We start from the raw sequence: 19237 nt of genomic DNA on the forward strand, positions 1-19237 counted from the left end.
GCGACGGTTTTCGCTACCCTTGATCCTTTGATCGATACGGCTGCCACGTATCGACCGCTCATCGCTTTAGGAATGCTGCATGTCCACCCCCACAGTCCGCGAACAATTCCTTGTCATCAGTGCCCTTGGCGCCAACCCCATGGAGCTGACTAACGTCCTGTGCCGCGCCAGCCATGAAAACCGCTGCGCCGTCGTAACCTCTCGCCTGACCCGCCACGGCGAATGCAGTGCGCTGGTCCTGCAGATTTCCGGGAGCTGGGACGCCCTCGCGCGCCTCGAAGCCGGCCTGCCGACCCTGGCCAAGAAGCACGACTTCACCGTCAATGTAGTGCGCAGTGCCGCCCTGGAGAACCGTCCCCAGGCTCTACCTTATGTGGCTTACGTCAGCTCGGCCTACCGCTCGGACATCGTCAATGAGCTGTGCCAGTTCTTTATCGATCACAACGTCGACCTGGAAAACCTGACCTGCGATACCTACCAGGCTCCACAGACCGGCGGCACCATGCTCAACGCCACCTTTACCGTGACGTTGCCTGCCGGCGTGCAAATCAGTTGGCTGCGGGACCAGTTCCTGGACTTCGCCGATGCCCTGAACCTCGACGCCCTGATCGAACCATGGCGCCCACAGAACCCGATGTAAGGAAGTTTTCATGGCTGTAGTTATCGACACACCGATAGCCGACTTCGAGGCCCAGGCGACCAGCGGGCAGACCTTCAGCCTCGGCGCACTCAAGGGCAAGCAGGTGGTGCTCTACTTTTACCCGAAGGACAGCACCCCGGGCTGCACTACCGAAGGCCAAGGCTTTCGTGATCAATACGCCGCCTTCCAGGCCGCCAATACCGAAGTGTTCGGCGTGTCCCGCGACAGCGTGAAGTCCCACGAGAACTTCAAGGCCAAGCAGGAGTTCCCCTTCGAGCTGATCAGCGACAAGGATGAAGCGGTCTGCCAGCTGTTTGACGTGATCAAACTGAAGAAGCTGTATGGCAAGGAGTACCTGGGTGTTGATCGCAGCACCTTCCTGATCGACAAGGATGGCGTGCTACGCCAGCAATGGCGCGGCGTGAAAGTTCCAGGCCATGTGGATGCGGTGCTGGCAGCGGCTCAGGCTTTACGCAACCAGTAATAGAAGACACCGTCTTCGACCTCTTCGAGCAACAGTGCATGCCCCGCCAACTTGGCAAATGTGCGGAAATCCCGCTGGGAACCCGCATCCGTGGCAATCACCTTGAGGACCGCGCCGCTGGCCAGCCGATTGAGTTCCATCTTGGCCTTGAGCAATGGCAGCGGGCAGTTGAGGCCACTGGCATCGAGTTCGGCGTCATGGGCTACAGCATCAGTCATGGTTTACTCCAGGCGGGCGTCAAAGGGGCTTAGAATATCTGGTCCCAGGCTCAGTGTCCGGCTACAGTAGGATCTTTGTCGAAAGGCTTTGTGCATGACTTTTTTGCGCCCTACCCTGCTGACGCTGGCTTGCCTGCTCGCCTCTCCAGGCTTCGCTGACGACCTGCCGTCACTTGGCGACGCCAGTTCTGCCATTGTCTCGCCACAACAGGAACACCAACTGGGCCGGGCCTGGCTGGCGTACCTGCGCGGTCAGGTATCAGCGCTAAATGACCCACAGCTCAAGGACTACGTTGAAACCAGCGTTTATAAACTGGTGGAGACCAGCCAGGTCAACGACCGTCGCCTGGAATTCATTCTGATCAACAGCCCGCAATTGAACGCTTTTGCCGCACCGGGCGGCATTGTCGGGGTCAACGGCGGCCTGTTCCTCAATGCCCAGACCGAAGGCGAATACGCCTCGGTAATGGCTCACGAATTGGCGCACTTATCCCAACGCCATTTCGCGCGCGGCGTGGAAGCCCAGCAACGGATGCAACTGCCGATGATGGCCGCCCTGCTCGGCGGGATCATCGCTGCGGCTGCCGGTGCCGGTGATGCGGGCATCGCGGCGATTGCCGGCAGCCAGGCTGCCGCTATCCAAGAACAGCGACGCTTCTCCCGGCAGAACGAACAGGAGGCGGACCGTATCGGTATCCTCAACCTGGAAAAAGCCGGTTACGACCCACGTTCCATGCCAACCATGTTCGAACGCTTGATGCGCCAGTATCGCTTCGACGCCAAGCCACCGGAGTTCCTGCTGACTCACCCGGTAACCGAATCGCGCATTGCCGACACCCGCAACCGAGCTGAACAGGCTCGTACCGGCGGTAGGGAAGACAGCTTGCGCTATCAACTGATTCGCGCACGGGTTCAGTTGTACTACGAAGACACACCGGGATTGGCGGCCAAACGCTTCCGAGCCCAGTTGGACGAAAATCCCAAAAGCGATGTTGCACGGTATGGGCTGGCCATCGCCCAGATCAAAGGCACCCAGCTCAATGAGGCGCGAGAGAATCTCAAGCCACTGCTGGCCAAGGCGCCCAACGACATCACTTATAACCTGGCGCAGATCGAGCTGGACATCACCAACAACCGGATGCCGGACGCCCAACAGCGAGTGGACCGGATGCTGGCGCAATACCCAAGCAATTACCCGCTGAACCAGGTGCGGGTAGACCTGTTGCTCAAGCAGAATCGTACCGCTGATGCGGAGAAAGCCCTGGAAGGCTTGCTCAAGTCGCGCCCGGATGACCCGGACGTCTGGTATCAGGTGGCCGAAACCCGGGGCTTGTCCGGCAACATCATCGGCTTGCATCAGGCCCGCGCCGAGTACTTTGCACTGGTCGGTGATTACCAACAGGCGATTCAACAACTGGACTTCGCCAAGCGCCGCGCCGGTAACAACTTCCCCCTGTCATCTCGCATCGATGCACGCCAACGTGAGCTGATCGAACAGGAACGCCTGGTCAAGGACATGATGAGCTGAGTCCGTGGTGCAAAAAAAGCCCCGCTCTCGTGTACCGAGAACGGGGCTTTTTATTGACCTGCGGCTAGCGGATTACTCAGCCAGCTTGAAGGTAATGAAGCTTGCACGGCCCTGACGCAGAACTCGCATCGACACCGAGCGATTCTTCGGCAGCGCCTTGGCGATGTCGGTGAACTCCTTGGTGGAGTTGATCGCCTGGTTGTTCAAGTGAGTAATCACATCACCTGGCTGCAGGCCGATCAGTGCGGCAGGCCCGTTCTGAACTTCCTTGATTACGACGCCGCTCTGAAGGTCGAAACTCTTCTTCTGTTCATCAGTCAATTCGACCACGGCGATACCCAGGCGATTGCTGCTACGCTCGACGCCGGACTTGTTACCCAGGGCATCCAGCTCCTGGCCTTCCTCAGGAATAGCCCCGACGGCCAGCTCGACGTTGCGGCGCTTGCCTTCACGAATCACTTCAAGGTTTGCCTTGCCGCCCGCCTTGAGCGCACCCACCAGATGCGGCAGGTCTGCAGACATGACAATCGGCTGGCCATTCATGCTCAGGATTACATCCCCGACCTGCAGGCCACCCTTGGCAGCCGGACCACCATCCTGAATCTGCGCGACCAGGGCGCCGGCCGGCTTGTCCAGACCAAAGGATTCAGCCAGGTCCTTGTTCACTTCCTGAATCACTACGCCCAACCAGCCGCGACTGACCTTGCCACCCGCCTTCAATTGGTTGGAAACATCCATGGCCACATCAATCGGGATCGCAAAGGACACACCCATGAAGCCACCGGAACGGGTGTAGATCTGCGAGTTGATGCCAACCACTTCACCTGCAAGGTTGAACAACGGTCCGCCGGAGTTTCCCGGATTGATCGGCACGTCGGTCTGGATGAACGGTACGTAGTTTTCGTTCGGCAGGCTGCGACCAATGGCGCTGACAATGCCTTGGGTCACGGTGTGGTCAAAGCCAAACGGCGAACCGATAGCGACCACCCACTGCCCAGCTTTCAAGTCCTGGGATTTGCCCAGCTTCAGCACCGGCAGGTTGTTGCCTTCGATCTTCAACAGCGCCACGTCAGAACGCGGGTCAGTACCGACCAACTTGGCCTTGAGCTCACTGCGATCAGCCAGGCGCACGAGAATTTCGTCGGCATCGGCGATCACATGGTTATTGGTGAGGATGTAGCCATCAGGTGAAATGATGAAACCCGAGCCCAGGGACTGGGCTTCACGCTGGCCACCGCCACCACCCCGGGGTGAACGAGGTTGAGGCATGCCACGCTCGAAAAACTCCCGGAGCATCGGCGGCAGGCCTTCGAGGTCCGGCATCTGCTGGTTCGAGACTTTACGATCCGGCAGCTTCTGGGTGGTACTGATATTGACGACAGCAGGGGACGCCTGCTCTACCAGCACGGTGAAGTCAGGCAGTTCCACCGCTTGCGCAGTGACAGCCTGCCCCAGCACCAGCACCGCGGCGACTATGGATAGGTAAGATTTCAAACGTGGTATCGACATACAGCTCCCGTTACGACGAACAAGGTTGAGCGACAGGGTTCAAGAAACGTCAAAGACTACTACTACCGACGTTAATTTTCCGTGAACGAAACAAGGCCAGAGCCGAGAGGTTCTGACCTATAAAAAACATAGGAGGATTTTGCAAGTGAAAATACTCTCCAGACATTTCATGCTCTCAGCAGAGGCGGGCATCGTTGAAAGCCAGCATGACTGTGAACGGACAGGATGAGCATAGGATTAACGCTTCATGGTTTGACAGGCGCCGGGGCACTGCGAACCGAAAGCGCGATGCGCTCAGCGGTACCCAGTGGGATTTCGCCAACAACCGTTGCCATGATCTGGCCTTGAGGAGTCACCACACGCCGGGACACGGCGACCGTCGGCCCCAATTGGACACGTGCCTCTGCGCCTGCCACATCACCGACAGGTTCGAGAAACACCGAAAAGCGCGCCAGGCCGTCTCCATACATCAAGCTGTCAACCACCAGCCCCGTCTTGGAGTGCTTGCGTGCGCTGCTGCGGGTCAGCTCGAACCCTGGAGGCACCCATTCCACATGCCATGCCTGGGTCGCCGCAACATCGGATACATCGCGACTGGCACGGTCCAGCGGCTTGCAGTCGGTACTGGGTTGCAAGTCAACGTCATCGGGTACCTTGGCCGTGTTCAAGCGGGTGAACTGAAAGCGTTCGAGCAATTGCCTCTTGTCATTGAGCAACAAGGACTTCAACGGCAGGCTCGTTTCTCGATCAAGGTGCAACTCGACCCCATAACGGTTTTGATCGCGAGGCGTCAACGCCACGATCACCGCCTTGCGGCCGGCAACTCGAGACTCACCGATAACGGCAAGATCGTAGAAAGAGGAAAGTATGGAAGGATCAAGCACTGGAGGTGGGGCGCCGGGGGAATTTCCCAGATCGGCAACCAAAGAACCGCTGACACACTGAGTATGACCATCGACCCGAACAATTTCCTGGGCCGAGCCATCCACCTTCAACAGTCGTTCACTGACATGGCCATCCTGCACACGATGCCAGATGTCATGTGTAGAAAAACTGCCGTTACGCTCGTAGATAAAAGTGCCCTGGAAACTTTGCTGCTGCTCGGCTCGCCCAAGACGCTTCAGCCAGTCTTGGGCCTCGTCGGCATGGGCGGGTACTGCAAACCAGCCACTGAGCAAAAGCGCAAGGAGCGGTATGGCGCGCATAAAGCTCCTTGGCGGTCTAGCGATTTTCTTCCAGGCTTGCGGCACGAGCGTACGGCAGCGCGCTTTCAGTACCCTTCAAAGCAGATTCCTGAGCATGCTGACGCAGGTATTCTGGAAGGCGCTTGTCCTGCCAGCCTGCCTGTCCTTGAAGCACGCCGTTGGCCATCGGGCCGGTTGCATCGGAGCCTTCCTTGTAGCCGGCCAATACAGCTGGACCCTTGACCTGCGGACCGGCCATGACCGGTTGCTGGGCTTGCTGGGCCAACTCAACGCCAGCAATCTCGTCCTGGTTGTACAGGCGAACACCCGCCAACACAGCAACCGTCACCGAAGCTGCAACAGCCAGGCGACCCAGGCTACGCCAAGGACCACGAGTGGCTTTTGCCGGAGTAGCTTCATCTGCCAGCGCAGCAGAAACGGCCGCAGCAATATCCAGACGAGGGACTAACAGGTCCTTGTGCATCACCGCCCGAGCGACTTGGTAACGAGACCAGGTATCACGGGTTTCGGCATCATCAAATGCATTGAGCACTCGACGAAGTTCCAGTTCATCCGCTTCGTTATCCATCACTGCGGACAGCGATTCCTGCAGGGCATCACGACTCATGGCGGTTCCTCTCTTGGCTGTCGCCGCTGTCTTTAGTTTTCCTGCAACAACGGTTGCAAGGCTTTGTCGATGGCTTCCCGAGCCCGGAAAATCCTGGAGCGTACGGTACCCACCGGACACTGCATGACGCTCGCAATGTCTTCGTAACTCAGACCGTCGAATTCACGTAAAGTTAACGCCGTACGCAAATCTTCTGGCAGTTGTTGAATCGTGCGATGGACAGTCCCTTCGATCTCGTCGCGCAGCAATGCACGCTCCGGCGACTCGAGATCCTTGAGGCCGTGATCACCATCGTAAAATTCAGCATCTTCCGAACTCACATCACTATCTGGCGGGCGGCGACCGCGAGAAACCAGATAGTTCTTCGCCGTGTTGATGGCGATGCGGTACAGCCACGTATAAAACGCACTGTCGCCGCGAAAATTTCCGAGTGCACGGTAGGCCTTGATAAAGGCTTCCTGTGCAACGTCCTGCGCTTCATGGGTGTCGTGCACAAACCGCACGATCAACCCGAGAATTTTGTGCTGGTATTTCAGCACTAGCAGATCAAATGCGCGCTTGTCGCCGCGTTGTACGCGCTCGACCAGCTGCTGATCCTCTTCCTGGGTTAGCATGAACACTCCTCGTTGTACTTGAAGGAGGCTTGCATAACTAAACGATCAGGCTTGCAAACATAGACTCGGACTTTTCGCAAAAGTTCTCCCCCCTTCAAGCAAGTTTCCGGCGCGCACTGTTTTGGCACACACGAAAAACGCAGCGCGGGCAAAGCCGGCTGCGCGAATAATCTTGTCGCCGGATTTCCGATTGACCTTTGGCTCGCGACCAATCAGTCAATCCGACGTTTTCCCAGCTTTCGGGCATCCCGCTATGGAGTGGCTATTCAAGCAGAAAGTTCCCACCCCGCTATCGGGTCGCTCCATCAAAGCCGTGCAGTTCGTTGCCCGTAGTCTCACAATGCCACGAACGCCCGGCTATTGTGCCGGTCCCCCTCTCTATATACTAGTGGGCCGTGTGCCCCCATTGATTCGCCGATCCAGGCGTCCTGTCTGCGCCCTTTCCTTCGGATCGCTTTTTGCGGAATCCTTTAAATGAGCCAACAGTTTCAACACGATGTACTGGTGATTGGTAGCGGTGCCGCCGGCTTGAGCCTTGCATTGACCCTGCCGAGCCATTTGCGCGTAGCCGTACTGAGCAAGGGCGATCTGGCCAACGGTTCGACTTTCTGGGCCCAGGGCGGCGTTGCTGCGGTTCTGGACGATACCGATACGGTGCAATCCCATGTCGAAGACACGCTGAACGCCGGCGGCGGCCTGTGCAACGAAGACGCAGTGCGCTTCACCGTCGAGCATAGCCGTGAGGCCATCCAGTGGTTGATTGACCAAGGGGTGCCCTTCACGCGCGATGAACACTCAGGCAGCGATGACGGCGGCTTCGAGTTCCACCTGACCCGTGAAGGCGGCCATAGCCATCGGCGCATCATCCACGCCGCCGATGCCACCGGCGCCGCGATTTTCAAGACGTTGCTCGCCCAGGCCAGGCAACGGCCGAATATCGAACTGCTGGAGCAAAGGGTCGCCGTTGACCTGATCACCGAAAAGCGCCTGGGACTGGCGGGCGAGCGCTGCCTGGGCGCCTACGTGCTCAATCGGGCCAGTGGCGAAGTCGACACCTATGGTGCCCGTTTCACCATCCTGGCCTCAGGCGGCGCCGCCAAAGTCTACCTGTACACCAGCAACCCCGACGGCGCCTGCGGTGATGGCATCGCCATGGCCTGGCGCTCAGGCTGCCGGGTGGCGAACCTGGAGTTCAACCAGTTCCACCCCACTTGCCTGTATCACCCCCAAGCCAAGAGTTTTCTGATTACCGAAGCCCTCAGGGGAGAAGGTGCGCATCTCAAACTGCCGAATGGCGAACGCTTCATGCAGCGTTTCGACCCACGGGCCGAGCTGGCGCCACGGGATATCGTGGCCCGTGCCATCGACCACGAAATGAAGCGGCTGGGCATCGACTGCGTCTACCTGGATATCAGCCACAAGCCCGCGGACTTCATCAAGTCCCACTTCCCGACGGTCTATGAGCGTTGCCTGACATTCAATATCGACATCACCAAGGGCCCGATCCCGGTCGTTCCCGCAGCGCATTACACCTGCGGTGGCGTAATGGTCGACCAGCAGGGCCGTACCGATGTACCTGGCTTGTATGCCATCGGCGAAACCAGCTTTACCGGGCTGCACGGCGCGAACCGCATGGCCAGCAATTCGCTGCTCGAGTGTTTCGTCTACGCCCGCTCTGCCGCCGCCGATATCCTTGAACAACTGCCCCGCGTACCGGTACCGGCCGCCCTGCCCCGCTGGGATGCCAGCCAGGTCACCGACTCCGACGAAGACGTGATCATCGCCCACAACTGGGACGAACTGCGGCGCTTCATGTGGGACTACGTGGGGATTGTGCGCACCAACAAGCGCCTGCAACGTGCGCAACATCGAGTCAGGTTGCTGCTGGATGAAATCGACGAGTTCTACAGCAACTATAAAGTCAGCCGCGACCTGATCGAACTGCGAAACCTGGCGCAAGTCGCCGAACTTATGATCCGTTCGGCGATGGAACGCAAGGAAAGCCGAGGCCTGCATTACACCCTCGACTATCCGCAGATGCTCCCGGTGGCCCTCGACACTATTCTGGTGCCAACCACCTACGGCGACTGAACTTCAAGCGCACACGCAGGCGCCGATGCACATCGGCCGCCTGTGAGTCCGCTGGCACACAGATTGATCGCACCCACCACTCGCCCGGCAACCGATAACGCAATACCACGATCAGCGGCAGGGCCAGGCTGTCGGGACGCAGTTGTACGGCATGCCAGCCGCGCGCTGCGCTCCATAGCTGCCAGCCATCGGCGTTGCGACGCAAGCCTCGAACCGATGAGCGGTGGGTCAACAGGATCTGACGCGGCAAGACCCAGCCAGCCTGAGCCAGGCACAACGCAGCACCCGACAGGGCAAGCCAGGGAGAAACCGCAAGAAAGCACAGCGCACCCAGCGCGAGCGCCTGGGCGAGGAGATACGCCACCAGCAGTTGCCCGGAGGCCTGCCAGCGGCATTCAAAGGTATTACTTGGGCTGGACACGATCCAGGATCATCCGGACCATGCGCTGCAGTTCGGGATCATCCGACTCGGAACGCTCCATGAACCAGCCGAACATGTCTTGGTCCTCGCATTCCAGCAGCCTGACGTAGCATGCGCGATCTACCTCGTTGAGGGTCGCATAGACCTCTTTGACGAACGGCACCAGCAACACATCAAGCTCAAGCATGCCACGACGGCTGTGCCAGTAGAGGCGATTGAGTTCTACATCTTCGACCATGGAGCGCTCCTCAAATAGAGCGCAAGTATACAGACCCACGCCCCTCGGAACAGTCGGCGTTGGTCGGACCTATGAAACTACCCATTTGCCGGTCGCCCCTCTATGATGCACCCCATGACTTTCCAACTGCGATGACCCATGGCTGACTCTGCTTTTTTCTGCCCGCTGTCCCACGAAGGCGTCCTGGCTGTTCGCGGCGCTGACGCGGCCAAGTTCCTCCAGGGACAACTGACCTGCAACCTCAATTACCTCAGTGACACCGGTGCCAGCCTCGGCGCCCGCTGCACCCAAAAAGGGCGCATGCAGTCGAGCTTCAGGATTGTGTTGCAAGGTGATGGCGTGCTGTTGGCAATGGCCAGCGAGCTGCTGGACCCGCAGTTGGCCGACCTGAAAAAATACGCGGTCTTTTCCAAATCCAAACTGACTGACGAAAGTGCAGCCTGGGTGCGTTTCGGCCTGGCAAACGCCGATCGGGTATTGACCAGCCTGGGTCTTGAGCTTCCAGCGGAAACCGACAGCGTCGCCCGTACCGATGAACTGATCGCGATTCGTGTGTCCCCCGGCCGTGCCGAGTTGTGGGTGCCAGCCGCACACGCCCAGACACTGCACGAGCAGTTGACCGCGCAACTGAGCGAAGGCGACCTTGACGCCTGGTTACTCGGACAGATCCGTGCCGGTATCGGCCAGGTCATGGCACAGACTCGTGAGCTGTTCATCCCGCAGATGCTCAACCTGCAAGCCGTCGGCGGCGTCAGTTTCAAGAAAGGCTGCTATACCGGCCAGGAAATCGTCGCCCGCATGCAATACCTTGGCAAACTCAAGCGCCGCCTGTACCGCCTGAGCCTGAACGACACCATGCTGCCCGAACCGGGTACGCCGCTGTTCTCGCCCAACCACAACAGTGCCATTGGTGAAGTGGTCATCGCCGCCAGGACTGGCTCGACGATCGAGCTTCTGGCAGTCCTGCAAGCCGACTGCGCCGAAAGTGGCGATGTGCATTTAGGTACCCTGGAAGGTCCAGGGCTGCAGTTGCTCGACCTGCCCTACCAACTGGACCGTGATCGCGAGATCCAGCGCTAAGCGTTGTACCCTTTTGCAATACCCTAGAGACCATGAATGAACAAGCTGGCGGAAGAAGTCCAACGAGCGTTGGTTAAGGCCATTGATAATGATGACCTGGTTCTGCCCACACTCCCGGAGGTGGCCCTGAAAATCCGTCAGGCCGCCGAAGACCCGGACGTTAGCATCAGCCACTTGAGCAAAGTCATCGGCCGCGACACCGCCCTGTCGGCGCGACTGATCAAAGTGGTCAACAGTCCGTTGTTGCGAGCGTCCCAGGAAGTGACCGATCTGCACACCGCGATCACCCGCCTGGGCACCAACTACAGCAGCAACCTGGCGATTGGCCTGGTGATGGAGCAAATCTTCCACGCCCGCTCTGAAGTCGTCGAACAGAAAATGCGCGATGTCTGGCGGCGCAGCCTGGAAGTCGCCGGCGTCAGTTATGCGCTGTGCCGCAACCACAGCCAGCTAAAGCCCGATCAGGCGGCACTTGGCGGCCTGGTTCATCAGATCGGTGTGCTACCGATCCTGACCTACGCCGAAGATCACTACGAACTGTTGGCGGACCCGGTCAGCCTCAATCACGTGATCGACAGCATCCACCCGCTGCTGGGCGATAAACTGCTACGGGTCTGGGATTTTCCTGATCGGTTGCTGTGTGTTCCGGGGCAGTACCTGGATCTGGAACGTGACTCCGCAAGCCTGGACTACGTTGACCTGGTGCAAATAGCGGTGCTGTATTGCCACAAAGGCACTGATCACCCGTTGGCGCACGTATCGGTAACAAACTTGCCGGCCATGCAGAAACTGCGGATTGATCCCTGCAGCGAAACCTTGCGCGCGAAACTGGATGAAGCGCGCTCGATGTTTTATTGATCGCCGGGGCTAAAGCTCACACGCACTTTCAACCCCGCCGACTTGCCGTCATGCAGACTGATCTGCGCCAGGTGTGCCCGGCAGATCTCACCGACAATCGCCAACCCCAGACCTGAACCCGCGACCTGCTGGTTGCGTCGATAGAACCGCTCGAACACCCGATCCCGTTCACCCAACGGGATGCCTGGGCCATCGTCTTCCACTTCCAATACCGCCGGTGCCGTGACCCGCAGGATCACATTGCCACCCGAAGCCGTGTGAGCCAAGGCGTTGTCCACCAAATTGCTCAGCAGCTCATTCAAGAGTGTCGGCTCGCCGCGCAGCCAAACCGGTTCATCCGCTTCCAGCGCCAGGGCCACACCACGGGCGTGGGCCAGCGGCGCCATGGCCATGCCCAACTCACGGGCCAGTTGGCTCAGATCCAATAATTGCGCCCCCCCTTCGGCAATCGCCCGGGCGCCGTTTTCAATGCGCGCCAGGGACAACAATTGATTGGCCAGATGGGTCAGGCGATCCGTTCCCTGGGCCGCCGTTTCCAGGGTCGTGCGCCAGGTCGCCGGGTCTTCGGCGCGCAGCCCCAATTCAAGCCGAGCCTTGAGCGCCGCCAGCGGGGTGCGCAACTCATGGGCGGCATCGGCAATAAACTGCGCCTGGCGTTCGAACTGCCCACGCAGGCGCTCGGTAAAATGATTCAGTGCCCGCACCAACGGCCCCAGTTCGTGCTGCACTTCTACAAGCGGCAAGGGCCGCAGATCATCCGGCTGACGCTCTTCCACCGCCGTGCGCAAACGCTCCAGCGGACGCAACGCCGCACTCACCGCGAACCACACCAGCAGCAAGGCACCGACCGCCAACATTCCCAAACGCAACAAGGTGTCGGCCATCAGGCTGCGGGCCATGCTGACGCGCGCCTCATCGGTTTCGGCCACGCGGATTTCCGCCATGCCATTCATGTTCGGTTCCGACACGGCCTTGAGCAGGCTCACCACTCGCACGTTCTGCCCCTGATACTTGGCGTTATAGAAGCGTGCAAGTGCAGGATAATCATCAGTGCGCGGCGTGCCCGGCGGCGGCCCGGGCAGTTCTTCGTAGCCGGAAATCAGCTTCTGGTGAATATCATTGACCTGATAGTAAATTCGCCCGGCGCTGTCATAGGCGAAAGTATCCAGTGCCACGTAAGGCACATCGGCACTGAGGGTGCCATCACGCTGGGACAGTCCGGCCGCAATGGTCCGCGCCGACGCCAGCAAGGTCCGGTCATAGGCCGTATCCGCGGCCTCGCGGCCATTCCAGTAGGCACTCAAGCCGCTGGCCAGCATCAGCACGACAAGCAACAACGCCAGGTTCCACAGCAGGCGCCAGCGCAGGCTGTTGTGCTTACGCATCGCGCGCTTCCAGCAAATACCCCAGGCCGCGGAAGGTGACAATCGCCACCGGATGTCCATCGAGTTTCTTGCGCAGACGGTGCACGTAGATCTCGATGGCATCGGGGCTGGCTTCTTCATCCAGGCCGAATACCTGGGATGCCAGTTGCTCCTTGCTCATGACCCGGCCAGGACGGGCGATCAGCGCCTCCAGCACTGCCTGCTCACGGGAGGTCAGCGTCAGCAACTCCTCACCCAGGGTGAAACGCCGGGTATCCACGTCATACACCAGCACGCCACAGGTCTGCTGTCGCTCACCACCCAATACGCTGCGGCGCAACAGGGCCTTGACCCTGGCCTCAAGCTCCGTCAGTTCAAACGGCTTGGCCAGGTAGTCATCGGCGCCAAGGTTGAGGCCGTGGACACGGTCTTTTACATCACTGCGCGCCGTCAGCATCAACACCGGGAGATTTTTTCCACGCCCACGCAACCGCGCCAGCACCTCAAAACCATCCATGCGCGGCAAGCCCACATCAAGGATCACTACCGCGTATTCCTCGCTGCTCAAGGCCAGGTCCGCCGCCACGCCATCGTGCAACACGTCGACTGTCAAACCCGTGCTCTTGAGCGCCTGGGCGACACTTTCGGCTAGCTGCAAATGGTCTTCGACCAAAAGGACACGCATGGATCTGTACCTCATTCAGGGGTGGTCGGCGCCACACTTTGCGAGGCAGTTTACAGACGCTGCCTGCGCTGTGAAGCCCGAAAACATTGAAAGGCAGTTGAAAGGTTAGCGAAAGCTTCGCCCATTAGCATCGCCAGACGGAAGGTTACGACCGCCGAGCTATTTCACCGATAGCGCCCGAAAAACGCCTTGAAGCGTTTTCGCCAATAAGAACAATAAAGGAGTACACCCACGATGCTGTCGACACAGCCCCAGGCTTGCCCGCCTGTTCGTTTTTCCCGCCTGACCCAGACCGCCCTCGCCAGTGCCGCCGCCTTTGCCGGTTTTTCACCGCTTGGCCACGCCGCCTTCTTCGAAGACAGTAGCGCGACCCTGGAAACCCGCAACATGTACTTCAATCGCGACTTTCGCGACGGCACCAGCGCCCAGCAGTCCAAGCGCGACGAATGGGCCCAGGGCTTCATGCTTAACCTGCAATCTGGCTACACCGACGGCACCGTAGGTTTTGGTGTCGATGCACTGGGCATGCTCGGGCTCAAGCTCGACTCCAGCCCCGACCGCGCCGGCAGTGGCCTGCTACCCACTCACGATGATGGCCGCGCCGCAGACGACTATTCCAAACTGGGCCTGACCGGCAAGGTGAAGATCTCCGCCACCGAACTGAAAATCGGCTCGCTGATTCCTGACCTGCCGATCCTCCAGCCCAACGACGGCCGTATCCTGCCGCAGACGTTCAATGGCGGCCTGTTGACCTCCAACGAATTCAAGAGCCTGGTATTCACCGCCGGTCGCCTGGACAAGGTCAAGGACCGCAACGACAGCAACTATGAGGACATTACCCTCAACAACAAGAACGGCCGCTTCCTCAGCGGCGCCACCGGCAAGCACTTCAACTTCGGTGGCGTGGATTACACATTCGCCGACAAAATCACCGGCAGCTATCACTTCGCGCAACTCGACGATGTGTACCGCCAGCACTTCCTCGGCCTTGTCGCCGCCCGCTCCATGGGCCCGGGCACTTTCGCCACCGACCTGCGCCTGGCCATCAGTGATGACACCGGCAGCGCACGCGGCGGCAGCATTGATAACAAATCCCTCAGCGGTATTTTCAGCTACGCCCTCAATGGCCATAAGCTGAGCGCCGGCTATCAGCACATGTCCGGCGACAACGCGTTTCCGTACGTAGATGGCAGCAACCCGTACTTGGTCAACTTCGTACAGATCAACGACTTTGCCGGCGCCGAAGAACGCTCCTGGCAGGCTCGTTACGACTACGACTTCGGCAAACTGGGCGTTCCCGGCCTGAGCTTCATGAGCCGTTATGTGTCCGGTGACAACATTAAGCTCAAGAACGGCGACACCGGCAAGGAATGGGAGCGCAACACCGAGATCAAGTACGTGGTGCAAAGCGGCACGTTCAAGGATGTGGCGGTCCGCCTGCGTAACGCCTCCTATCGCTCCAACTACTCGGCCCGGGACGCAGACGAAATGCGCGTGCTGGTCAGTTACAGCGTCGCACTTTGGTAAACCTGACAGTCATCCCCCCAATAACAACAATGACGGAGTTCCACATGACCTCATCACTGCGTAAATTTGCCCTGGCCGCCGGCTGCATGTTGTTCGCTGGCCAACTGCTGGCCGCCGACGAACCACGACGCCCGGAATGCATCGCCCCGGCCTCCCCCGGCGGCGGCTTCGACCTGACCTGCAAACTGGTGCAAAGCGCACTGGTCAATGAAAAGCTGTTGAACAAGCCGATGCGTGTGACCTACATGCCAGGTGGCGTCGGCGCAGTGGCTTACAACGCAGTCGTGGCCCAGCGTCCAGCCGACGGCGGCACCCTCGTGGCCTGGTCCAGCGGTTCGCTGTTGAACCTGGCCCAGGGCAAGTTCGGCCGTTTCGATGAAAGCGCGGTGAAATGGCTGGCGGCGGTTGGCACCAGCTATGGCGCCATCGCGGTCAAAGCCGACTCGCCTTACAAAACCCTCGACGATCTGGTCCGGGCCCTGAAGAAAGATCCTGGCAGCGTGGTGATCGGTTCCGGCGGCACCGTCGGCAGCCAGGACTGGATGCAAACCGCACTGATCGCCAAAGCCGCCGGGATCAACCCGCGTGAACTGCGTTACGTGGCCCTCGAAGGCGGCGGCGAAATTGCCACGGCCTTGCTCGGCGGGCATATCCAGGTTGGCAGTACGGACATCTCCGACTCCATGCCGCACATCCAGAGTGGTGACATGCGCCTGCTGGCGGTGTTCTCCGAAAATCGCCTGGACGAGCCGGAAATGAAGGACATCCCTACCGCCAAGGAGCAAGGCTACGACATCGTCTGGCCAGTGGTGCGCGGTTTCTACCTCGGGCCAAAAGTCAGCGACGAAGACTACGCCTGGTGGAAAGCCGCGTTCGACAAACTGTTGGCTTCCGAGGAATTCGCCAAACTGCGTGATCAGCGTGAACTGTTCCCGTTCGCCATGACCGGCCAGGAGCTGGACACCTACGTCAAGAAACAGGTAGCGGACTACAAAGTACTGGCCAAAGAGTTCGGCCTGATCCAGTAATCGCCCCCTGTTCGCGCGGCCACGTCTTTGTGCATCCAAGGCGTGGCCCAGGAGTTTTCCATGCTCTTACAACGCATTTTCGCTGGCGTGCTGTTATTGGCCTGTATCGGCCTGGCGCTGATGGCCTGGCCCTACCAGGCAGCATTTTCCTACGAACCCGTAGGGCCTCGGGCTTTCCCACTGCTGTTGCTCGCGCTGATGGGCCTGGCACTGATCTACATGCTGATTCGTCCGCAACCAACCAAACATACCGAGGATGAACCGGCGCTGGACCGACCGACCCTGATCAAGATAGGGATATGCGTGGCCCTGCTGCTGGTATTTGCCGGCACTTTTGAATCCCTGGGCTTCATTCTCAGCAGCATGCTGATCGGTATCCCGATGGCACGGCTATATGGCGGTCGCTGGTTGCCCAGCGTGGTCATCATCACCTTGATGAGCATCGGTCTTTATCTGCTGTTCGATAAAACCATGGACGTGCCACTGCCCCTCGGTCTGCTCGACGTTCTGGAGAACTGATATGGATACTTTTGGCTATTTGGGCCAGGGTTTTGGCGTCGCGCTGAGCCCCTATAACCTGGTGACCGCACTGTGCGGCACCCTGATCGGCACCGTGGTCGGCCTGTTGCCGGGCCTGGGCCCGATCAACGGCGTGGCGTTGTTGATCCCCATCGCCTTTGCCCTGGGCCTGCCGCCCGAATCGGCGCTGATTCTGTTGGCCGCCGTGTACCTGGGCTGCGAATACGGCGGTCGGATCAGTTCGATCCTGCTCAACATCCCGGGCGAAGCCTCCACTGTAATGACCACCCTCGACGGCTACCCGATGGCCCGTAAAGGCATGGCCGGTGTGGCGTTGTCGCTGTCAGCCTGGAGCTCATTCATTGGTGCGTTTATCGCCACCTGCGGCATGGTGCTGTTCGCTCCGCTGCTGGCCAAATGGGCGATTGCCTTCGGGCCGGCGGAATATTTCGTACTGATGGTGTTTGCGATTGTCTGCCTGGGCGGCATGGCCGGCGACAAACCGCTCAAGACCTTTGTTTCGGCATTGATCGGCCTGTTCCTTGCGTGCGTGGGCATCGATGCCAACAGTGGCGTATACCGCTTCACCGGCGACAACATCCACCTGACCGACGGCATCCAATTCGTGGTCCTGGTCCTGGGTCTGTTCTCCGTCAGTGAGATCCTCCTGCTCCTGGAAAAAACCCACCGAGGCCAGGAAGCGGTGAAAGCCACCGGGCGCATGATGTTCAACGTCAAGGAAGCCTTGTCGGTGTTGAGCGTAAACATCCGCTGCGGGGTGTCGGGCTTCATCATCGGTGTATTGCCGGGTGCAGGCGCGACGATGGCCTCGGCCGTGGCCTACATGACTGAGAAACGTATCGCGGGTGCCAGCGGTAAATTCGGCCAAGGCGATATGCGTGGCCTGGCCGCGCCGGAAACCGCCATCGGCGCGTCAGTCTGTGGTGCGATGGTGCCGATGCTGACCCTCGGCGTTCCAGGCTCGGGTACCACGGCGGTGATGATCGGCGCCCTCTCGCTGTACAACATCACCCCCGGCCCGCTGCTGTTCCAACAGCAACCAGACATTGTCTGGGGCCTGATCGCTTCACTGTTTATCGCCAACATCATGCTGGTGGTCCTCAACATCCCGATGATCCGTATCTTCACCCGCATCCTTGCCGTGCCGAACTGGGCACTGGTGCCGGTGATTGCGATCATCACCGCGATTGGCGTCTACGCGGTACACGCTACCACCTTCGACCTGTTCCTGATGATCGCCATCGGCATCTTCGGCTACATCCTGCGCAAGCTGGACTTCCCGCTGTCGCCACTGCTGCTGGGCTTTATCCTCGGCGGCCTGATGGAGCAGAACCTGCGCCGCGCGCTGTCCATTTCCAACGGCGCACTGGAAATCCTCTGGTCGAGCCCGATCACGCTCGGTGTCTGGGTGTTGACAGTGATCATGCTGCTGGTGCCGGTGCTGCGTATCTGGCGCAAGCGCTCCCTGCAGCGTCGCGCCGTAGCCGATGCCTGAGCTTAAACATTGGTGGGCAACACCGCTGGTCGGCCTGGCCGGCGGTTACCTGGCCAGCCTGATCGGCTGGCCTTTGCCATATATGGTCGGCTCATTGCTGGCGATCATCCTTGTGCGCTGCCTCACACCGTGGCAACTGGCGGAAATCCCCGGAGGGCGCAAATGCGGCCAATGGGTGATCGGTATCGGTATTGGCCTGCACTTCACCCCAGTGGTGATCGATCAGGTGATGGCCCACTTCGGACTGATTTTCTTTGGCGCATTGGTCACCAGCCTGTCGAGCATTGTCGGCGTGTGGCTGATGCGCCGCAGCGGTGAAGACCGTGCCACGGCGTTTTTCTCGAGCATGCCGGGCGGTTCCGGCGAGATGGTCAATCTCGGTGCACGCAATGGCGCGGTACTCAGCCGCGTCGCCGCTGGCCAAAGCTTGCGGGTGCTGGTGGTGGTGCTGTGTGTGCCGGCAATCTTCAAGTATTTGCTCGGCGACGGTGCGCCACAATTTCATCCGGCACCGGTGAATTGGGCTTGGCTGGTGCTGTTGTTTCCGATGGGTGCGCTGGTGGCCTGGGGCTGGCAGCGCTTGCGTCAACCCAACCCCTGGTTGTTCGGGCCATTATTAGTGAGCGCTACCGCCAGTGTGGCGTGGGACCTGCATATCGGACTGCCCGACGGTGGCAGCCAAATCGGCCAATGGCTGATCGGCAGCGGCCTGGGCTGCCACTTCAACCGCCAGTTCTTCCGCCGCGCGCCGTCGTTCATGGCCCGCACCTTGCTCGGCACGCTGCTGACCATGCTCATCGCGACATTGGCGGCGGTGGGCTTGAGTGCGCTGACGCAACTGGACCTGCGCTCCCTGACCCTGGGCATGATGCCCGGCGGCATTGCCGAGATGAGCCTCACGGCCGAGACCCTGCAACTGTCCGTGCCGCTGGTGACGGCGATGCAGGTCATGCGTTTGTTGTTTGTGTTGTTCCTGGCCGAGCCGTTGTTCAGGCATTGGAATCGGCAGCCCTGACCACTTGTCGGCACTGTCAATTCTCACAGCTATCTTCGCTCTTTCCTTTGACATCGAATGGTTTTCAGGTCTCAGCCGTGATGTTGCCGA

20 protein-coding genes are annotated in these 19237 nt (G+C 59.7%); 11 read left to right on the top strand and 9 right to left on the bottom strand.

The window, feature by feature from the left end:
- Positions 1 to 79 precede the first annotated feature (79 nt).
- Both OQ460_RS17825 and OQ460_RS17830 read left to right on the top strand, forming a co-directional pair.
- A complete protein-coding gene (locus OQ460_RS17825; RefSeq protein ID WP_410018707.1) occupies positions 80 to 640 on the top strand; it encodes a glycine cleavage system protein R in 561 nt (186 codons plus the stop codon).
- 10 nt (positions 641 to 650) lie between these two features.
- Positions 651 to 1124 (top strand): peroxiredoxin, encoded by a 474-nt coding sequence (locus OQ460_RS17830; protein WP_410018708.1) that lies wholly within the window; start codon positions 651 to 653, stop codon positions 1122 to 1124.
- Here OQ460_RS17830 and OQ460_RS17835 read toward each other — a convergent pair.
- Entirely contained in the window at positions 1103 to 1342 is a 240-nt protein-coding gene (locus tag OQ460_RS17835) for a sulfurtransferase TusA family protein (RefSeq protein ID WP_410018709.1), read from the bottom strand. The genes OQ460_RS17830 and OQ460_RS17835 overlap by 22 nt on opposite strands.
- Before the next feature lie 94 nt (positions 1343 to 1436).
- On the opposite strand from OQ460_RS17835, the gene OQ460_RS17840 reads away from it, so the two are divergent.
- Positions 1437 to 2870: a M48 family metalloprotease gene (locus OQ460_RS17840; RefSeq protein ID WP_410018710.1), complete on the top strand. Its 1434-nt coding sequence runs from the start codon at positions 1437 to 1439 to the stop codon at positions 2868 to 2870.
- Between the two features lie 72 nt (positions 2871 to 2942).
- Here the strand turns inward: OQ460_RS17840 and OQ460_RS17845 are convergent, their stop codons facing one another.
- The 4 genes from OQ460_RS17845 to rpoE form a co-directional block, all read right to left on the bottom strand.
- Positions 2943 to 4379: a DegQ family serine endoprotease gene (locus OQ460_RS17845; RefSeq protein ID WP_410018711.1), complete on the bottom strand. Its 1437-nt coding sequence runs from the start codon at positions 4377 to 4379 to the stop codon at positions 2943 to 2945.
- A gap of 245 nt (positions 4380 to 4624) precedes the next feature.
- Entirely contained in the window at positions 4625 to 5584 is a 960-nt protein-coding gene (locus tag OQ460_RS17850; protein ID WP_410018712.1) for a MucB/RseB C-terminal domain-containing protein, read from the bottom strand.
- 16 nt (positions 5585 to 5600) lie between these two features.
- Positions 5601 to 6191 (bottom strand): sigma-E factor negative regulatory protein, encoded by a 591-nt coding sequence (locus OQ460_RS17855; protein WP_410018713.1) that lies wholly within the window; start codon positions 6189 to 6191, stop codon positions 5601 to 5603.
- Between the two features lie 32 nt (positions 6192 to 6223).
- The gene (gene rpoE / locus OQ460_RS17860) at positions 6224 to 6805 is read right to left on the bottom strand and encodes an RNA polymerase sigma factor RpoE (protein WP_003172477.1); all 582 of its coding nucleotides are present in this window, start codon (positions 6803 to 6805) and stop codon (positions 6224 to 6226) included.
- Positions 6806 to 7279: 474 nt separating this feature from the next.
- On the opposite strand from rpoE, the gene nadB reads away from it, so the two are divergent.
- Positions 7280 to 8896, top strand: coding sequence for an L-aspartate oxidase (gene nadB, locus OQ460_RS17865; protein ID WP_410018714.1), 1617 nt, complete (start codon positions 7280 to 7282; stop codon positions 8894 to 8896).
- Here the strand turns inward: nadB and OQ460_RS17870 are convergent.
- Both OQ460_RS17870 and OQ460_RS17875 read right to left on the bottom strand, forming a co-directional pair.
- A complete protein-coding gene (locus OQ460_RS17870; protein WP_410018715.1) occupies positions 8865 to 9317 on the bottom strand; it encodes a hypothetical protein in 453 nt (150 codons plus the stop codon). The two genes, nadB and OQ460_RS17870, sit on opposite strands and share 32 nt — an antisense overlap.
- A complete protein-coding gene (locus OQ460_RS17875) occupies positions 9301 to 9555 on the bottom strand; it encodes a succinate dehydrogenase assembly factor 2 (RefSeq protein WP_410018716.1) in 255 nt (84 codons plus the stop codon). Before OQ460_RS17875 ends, OQ460_RS17870 begins: the two co-directional genes overlap by 17 nt.
- Positions 9556 to 9693: 138 nt before the next feature.
- Between OQ460_RS17875 and OQ460_RS17880 the strand changes: the two genes are divergently transcribed.
- Entirely contained in the window at positions 9694 to 10635 is a 942-nt protein-coding gene (locus OQ460_RS17880) for a YgfZ/GcvT domain-containing protein (RefSeq protein ID WP_410018717.1), read from the top strand.
- 36 nt (positions 10636 to 10671) lie between these two features.
- Complete coding sequence (locus tag OQ460_RS17885) at positions 10672 to 11493, top strand: HDOD domain-containing protein (protein ID WP_410018718.1); 822 nt, start codon at positions 10672 to 10674, stop codon at positions 11491 to 11493.
- Here the strand turns inward: OQ460_RS17885 and OQ460_RS17890 are convergent.
- Both OQ460_RS17890 and OQ460_RS17895 read right to left on the bottom strand, forming a co-directional pair.
- The gene (locus OQ460_RS17890) at positions 11487 to 12878 is read right to left on the bottom strand and encodes a sensor histidine kinase (protein ID WP_410018719.1); all 1392 of its coding nucleotides are present in this window, start codon (positions 12876 to 12878) and stop codon (positions 11487 to 11489) included. The two genes, OQ460_RS17885 and OQ460_RS17890, sit on opposite strands and share 7 nt — an antisense overlap.
- Entirely contained in the window at positions 12871 to 13542 is a 672-nt protein-coding gene (locus tag OQ460_RS17895; RefSeq protein WP_410018720.1) for a response regulator, read from the bottom strand. The genes OQ460_RS17890 and OQ460_RS17895 overlap by 8 nt, the downstream gene beginning before the upstream one ends.
- 234 nt (positions 13543 to 13776) lie before the next feature.
- Here OQ460_RS17895 and OQ460_RS17900 point away from each other — a divergent pair, with 234 nt between their 5' ends.
- From OQ460_RS17900 to OQ460_RS17920, 5 genes are read left to right on the top strand one after another with little or no spacing between them, the layout of a single operon-like run.
- Positions 13777 to 15069 (top strand): OprD family porin, encoded by a 1293-nt coding sequence (locus OQ460_RS17900; RefSeq protein ID WP_410018721.1) that lies wholly within the window; start codon positions 13777 to 13779, stop codon positions 15067 to 15069.
- A 44-nt stretch (positions 15070 to 15113) separates the two neighbouring features.
- On the top strand, positions 15114 to 16097 hold the full coding sequence (locus OQ460_RS17905; RefSeq protein WP_410018722.1) for a Bug family tripartite tricarboxylate transporter substrate binding protein: 984 nt from the start codon (positions 15114 to 15116) through the stop codon (positions 16095 to 16097).
- A gap of 60 nt (positions 16098 to 16157) precedes the next feature.
- Entirely contained in the window at positions 16158 to 16616 is a 459-nt protein-coding gene (locus tag OQ460_RS17910; protein WP_410018723.1) for a tripartite tricarboxylate transporter TctB family protein, read from the top strand.
- 1 nt (position 16617) lies between these two features.
- Entirely contained in the window at positions 16618 to 18132 is a 1515-nt protein-coding gene (locus OQ460_RS17915; protein ID WP_410018724.1) for a tripartite tricarboxylate transporter permease, read from the top strand.
- Positions 18125 to 19147, top strand: a complete 1023-nt coding sequence (locus OQ460_RS17920) for an AbrB family transcriptional regulator (protein ID WP_410018725.1) — start codon at positions 18125 to 18127, stop codon at positions 19145 to 19147. The genes OQ460_RS17915 and OQ460_RS17920 overlap by 8 nt, the downstream gene beginning before the upstream one ends.
- The last annotated feature ends 90 nt before the right edge of the window (positions 19148 to 19237 follow it).

Source organism: Pseudomonas imrae (assembly GCF_046352735.2).
GTDB classification, from domain to species: domain Bacteria; phylum Pseudomonadota; class Gammaproteobacteria; order Pseudomonadales; family Pseudomonadaceae; genus Aquipseudomonas; species Aquipseudomonas imrae.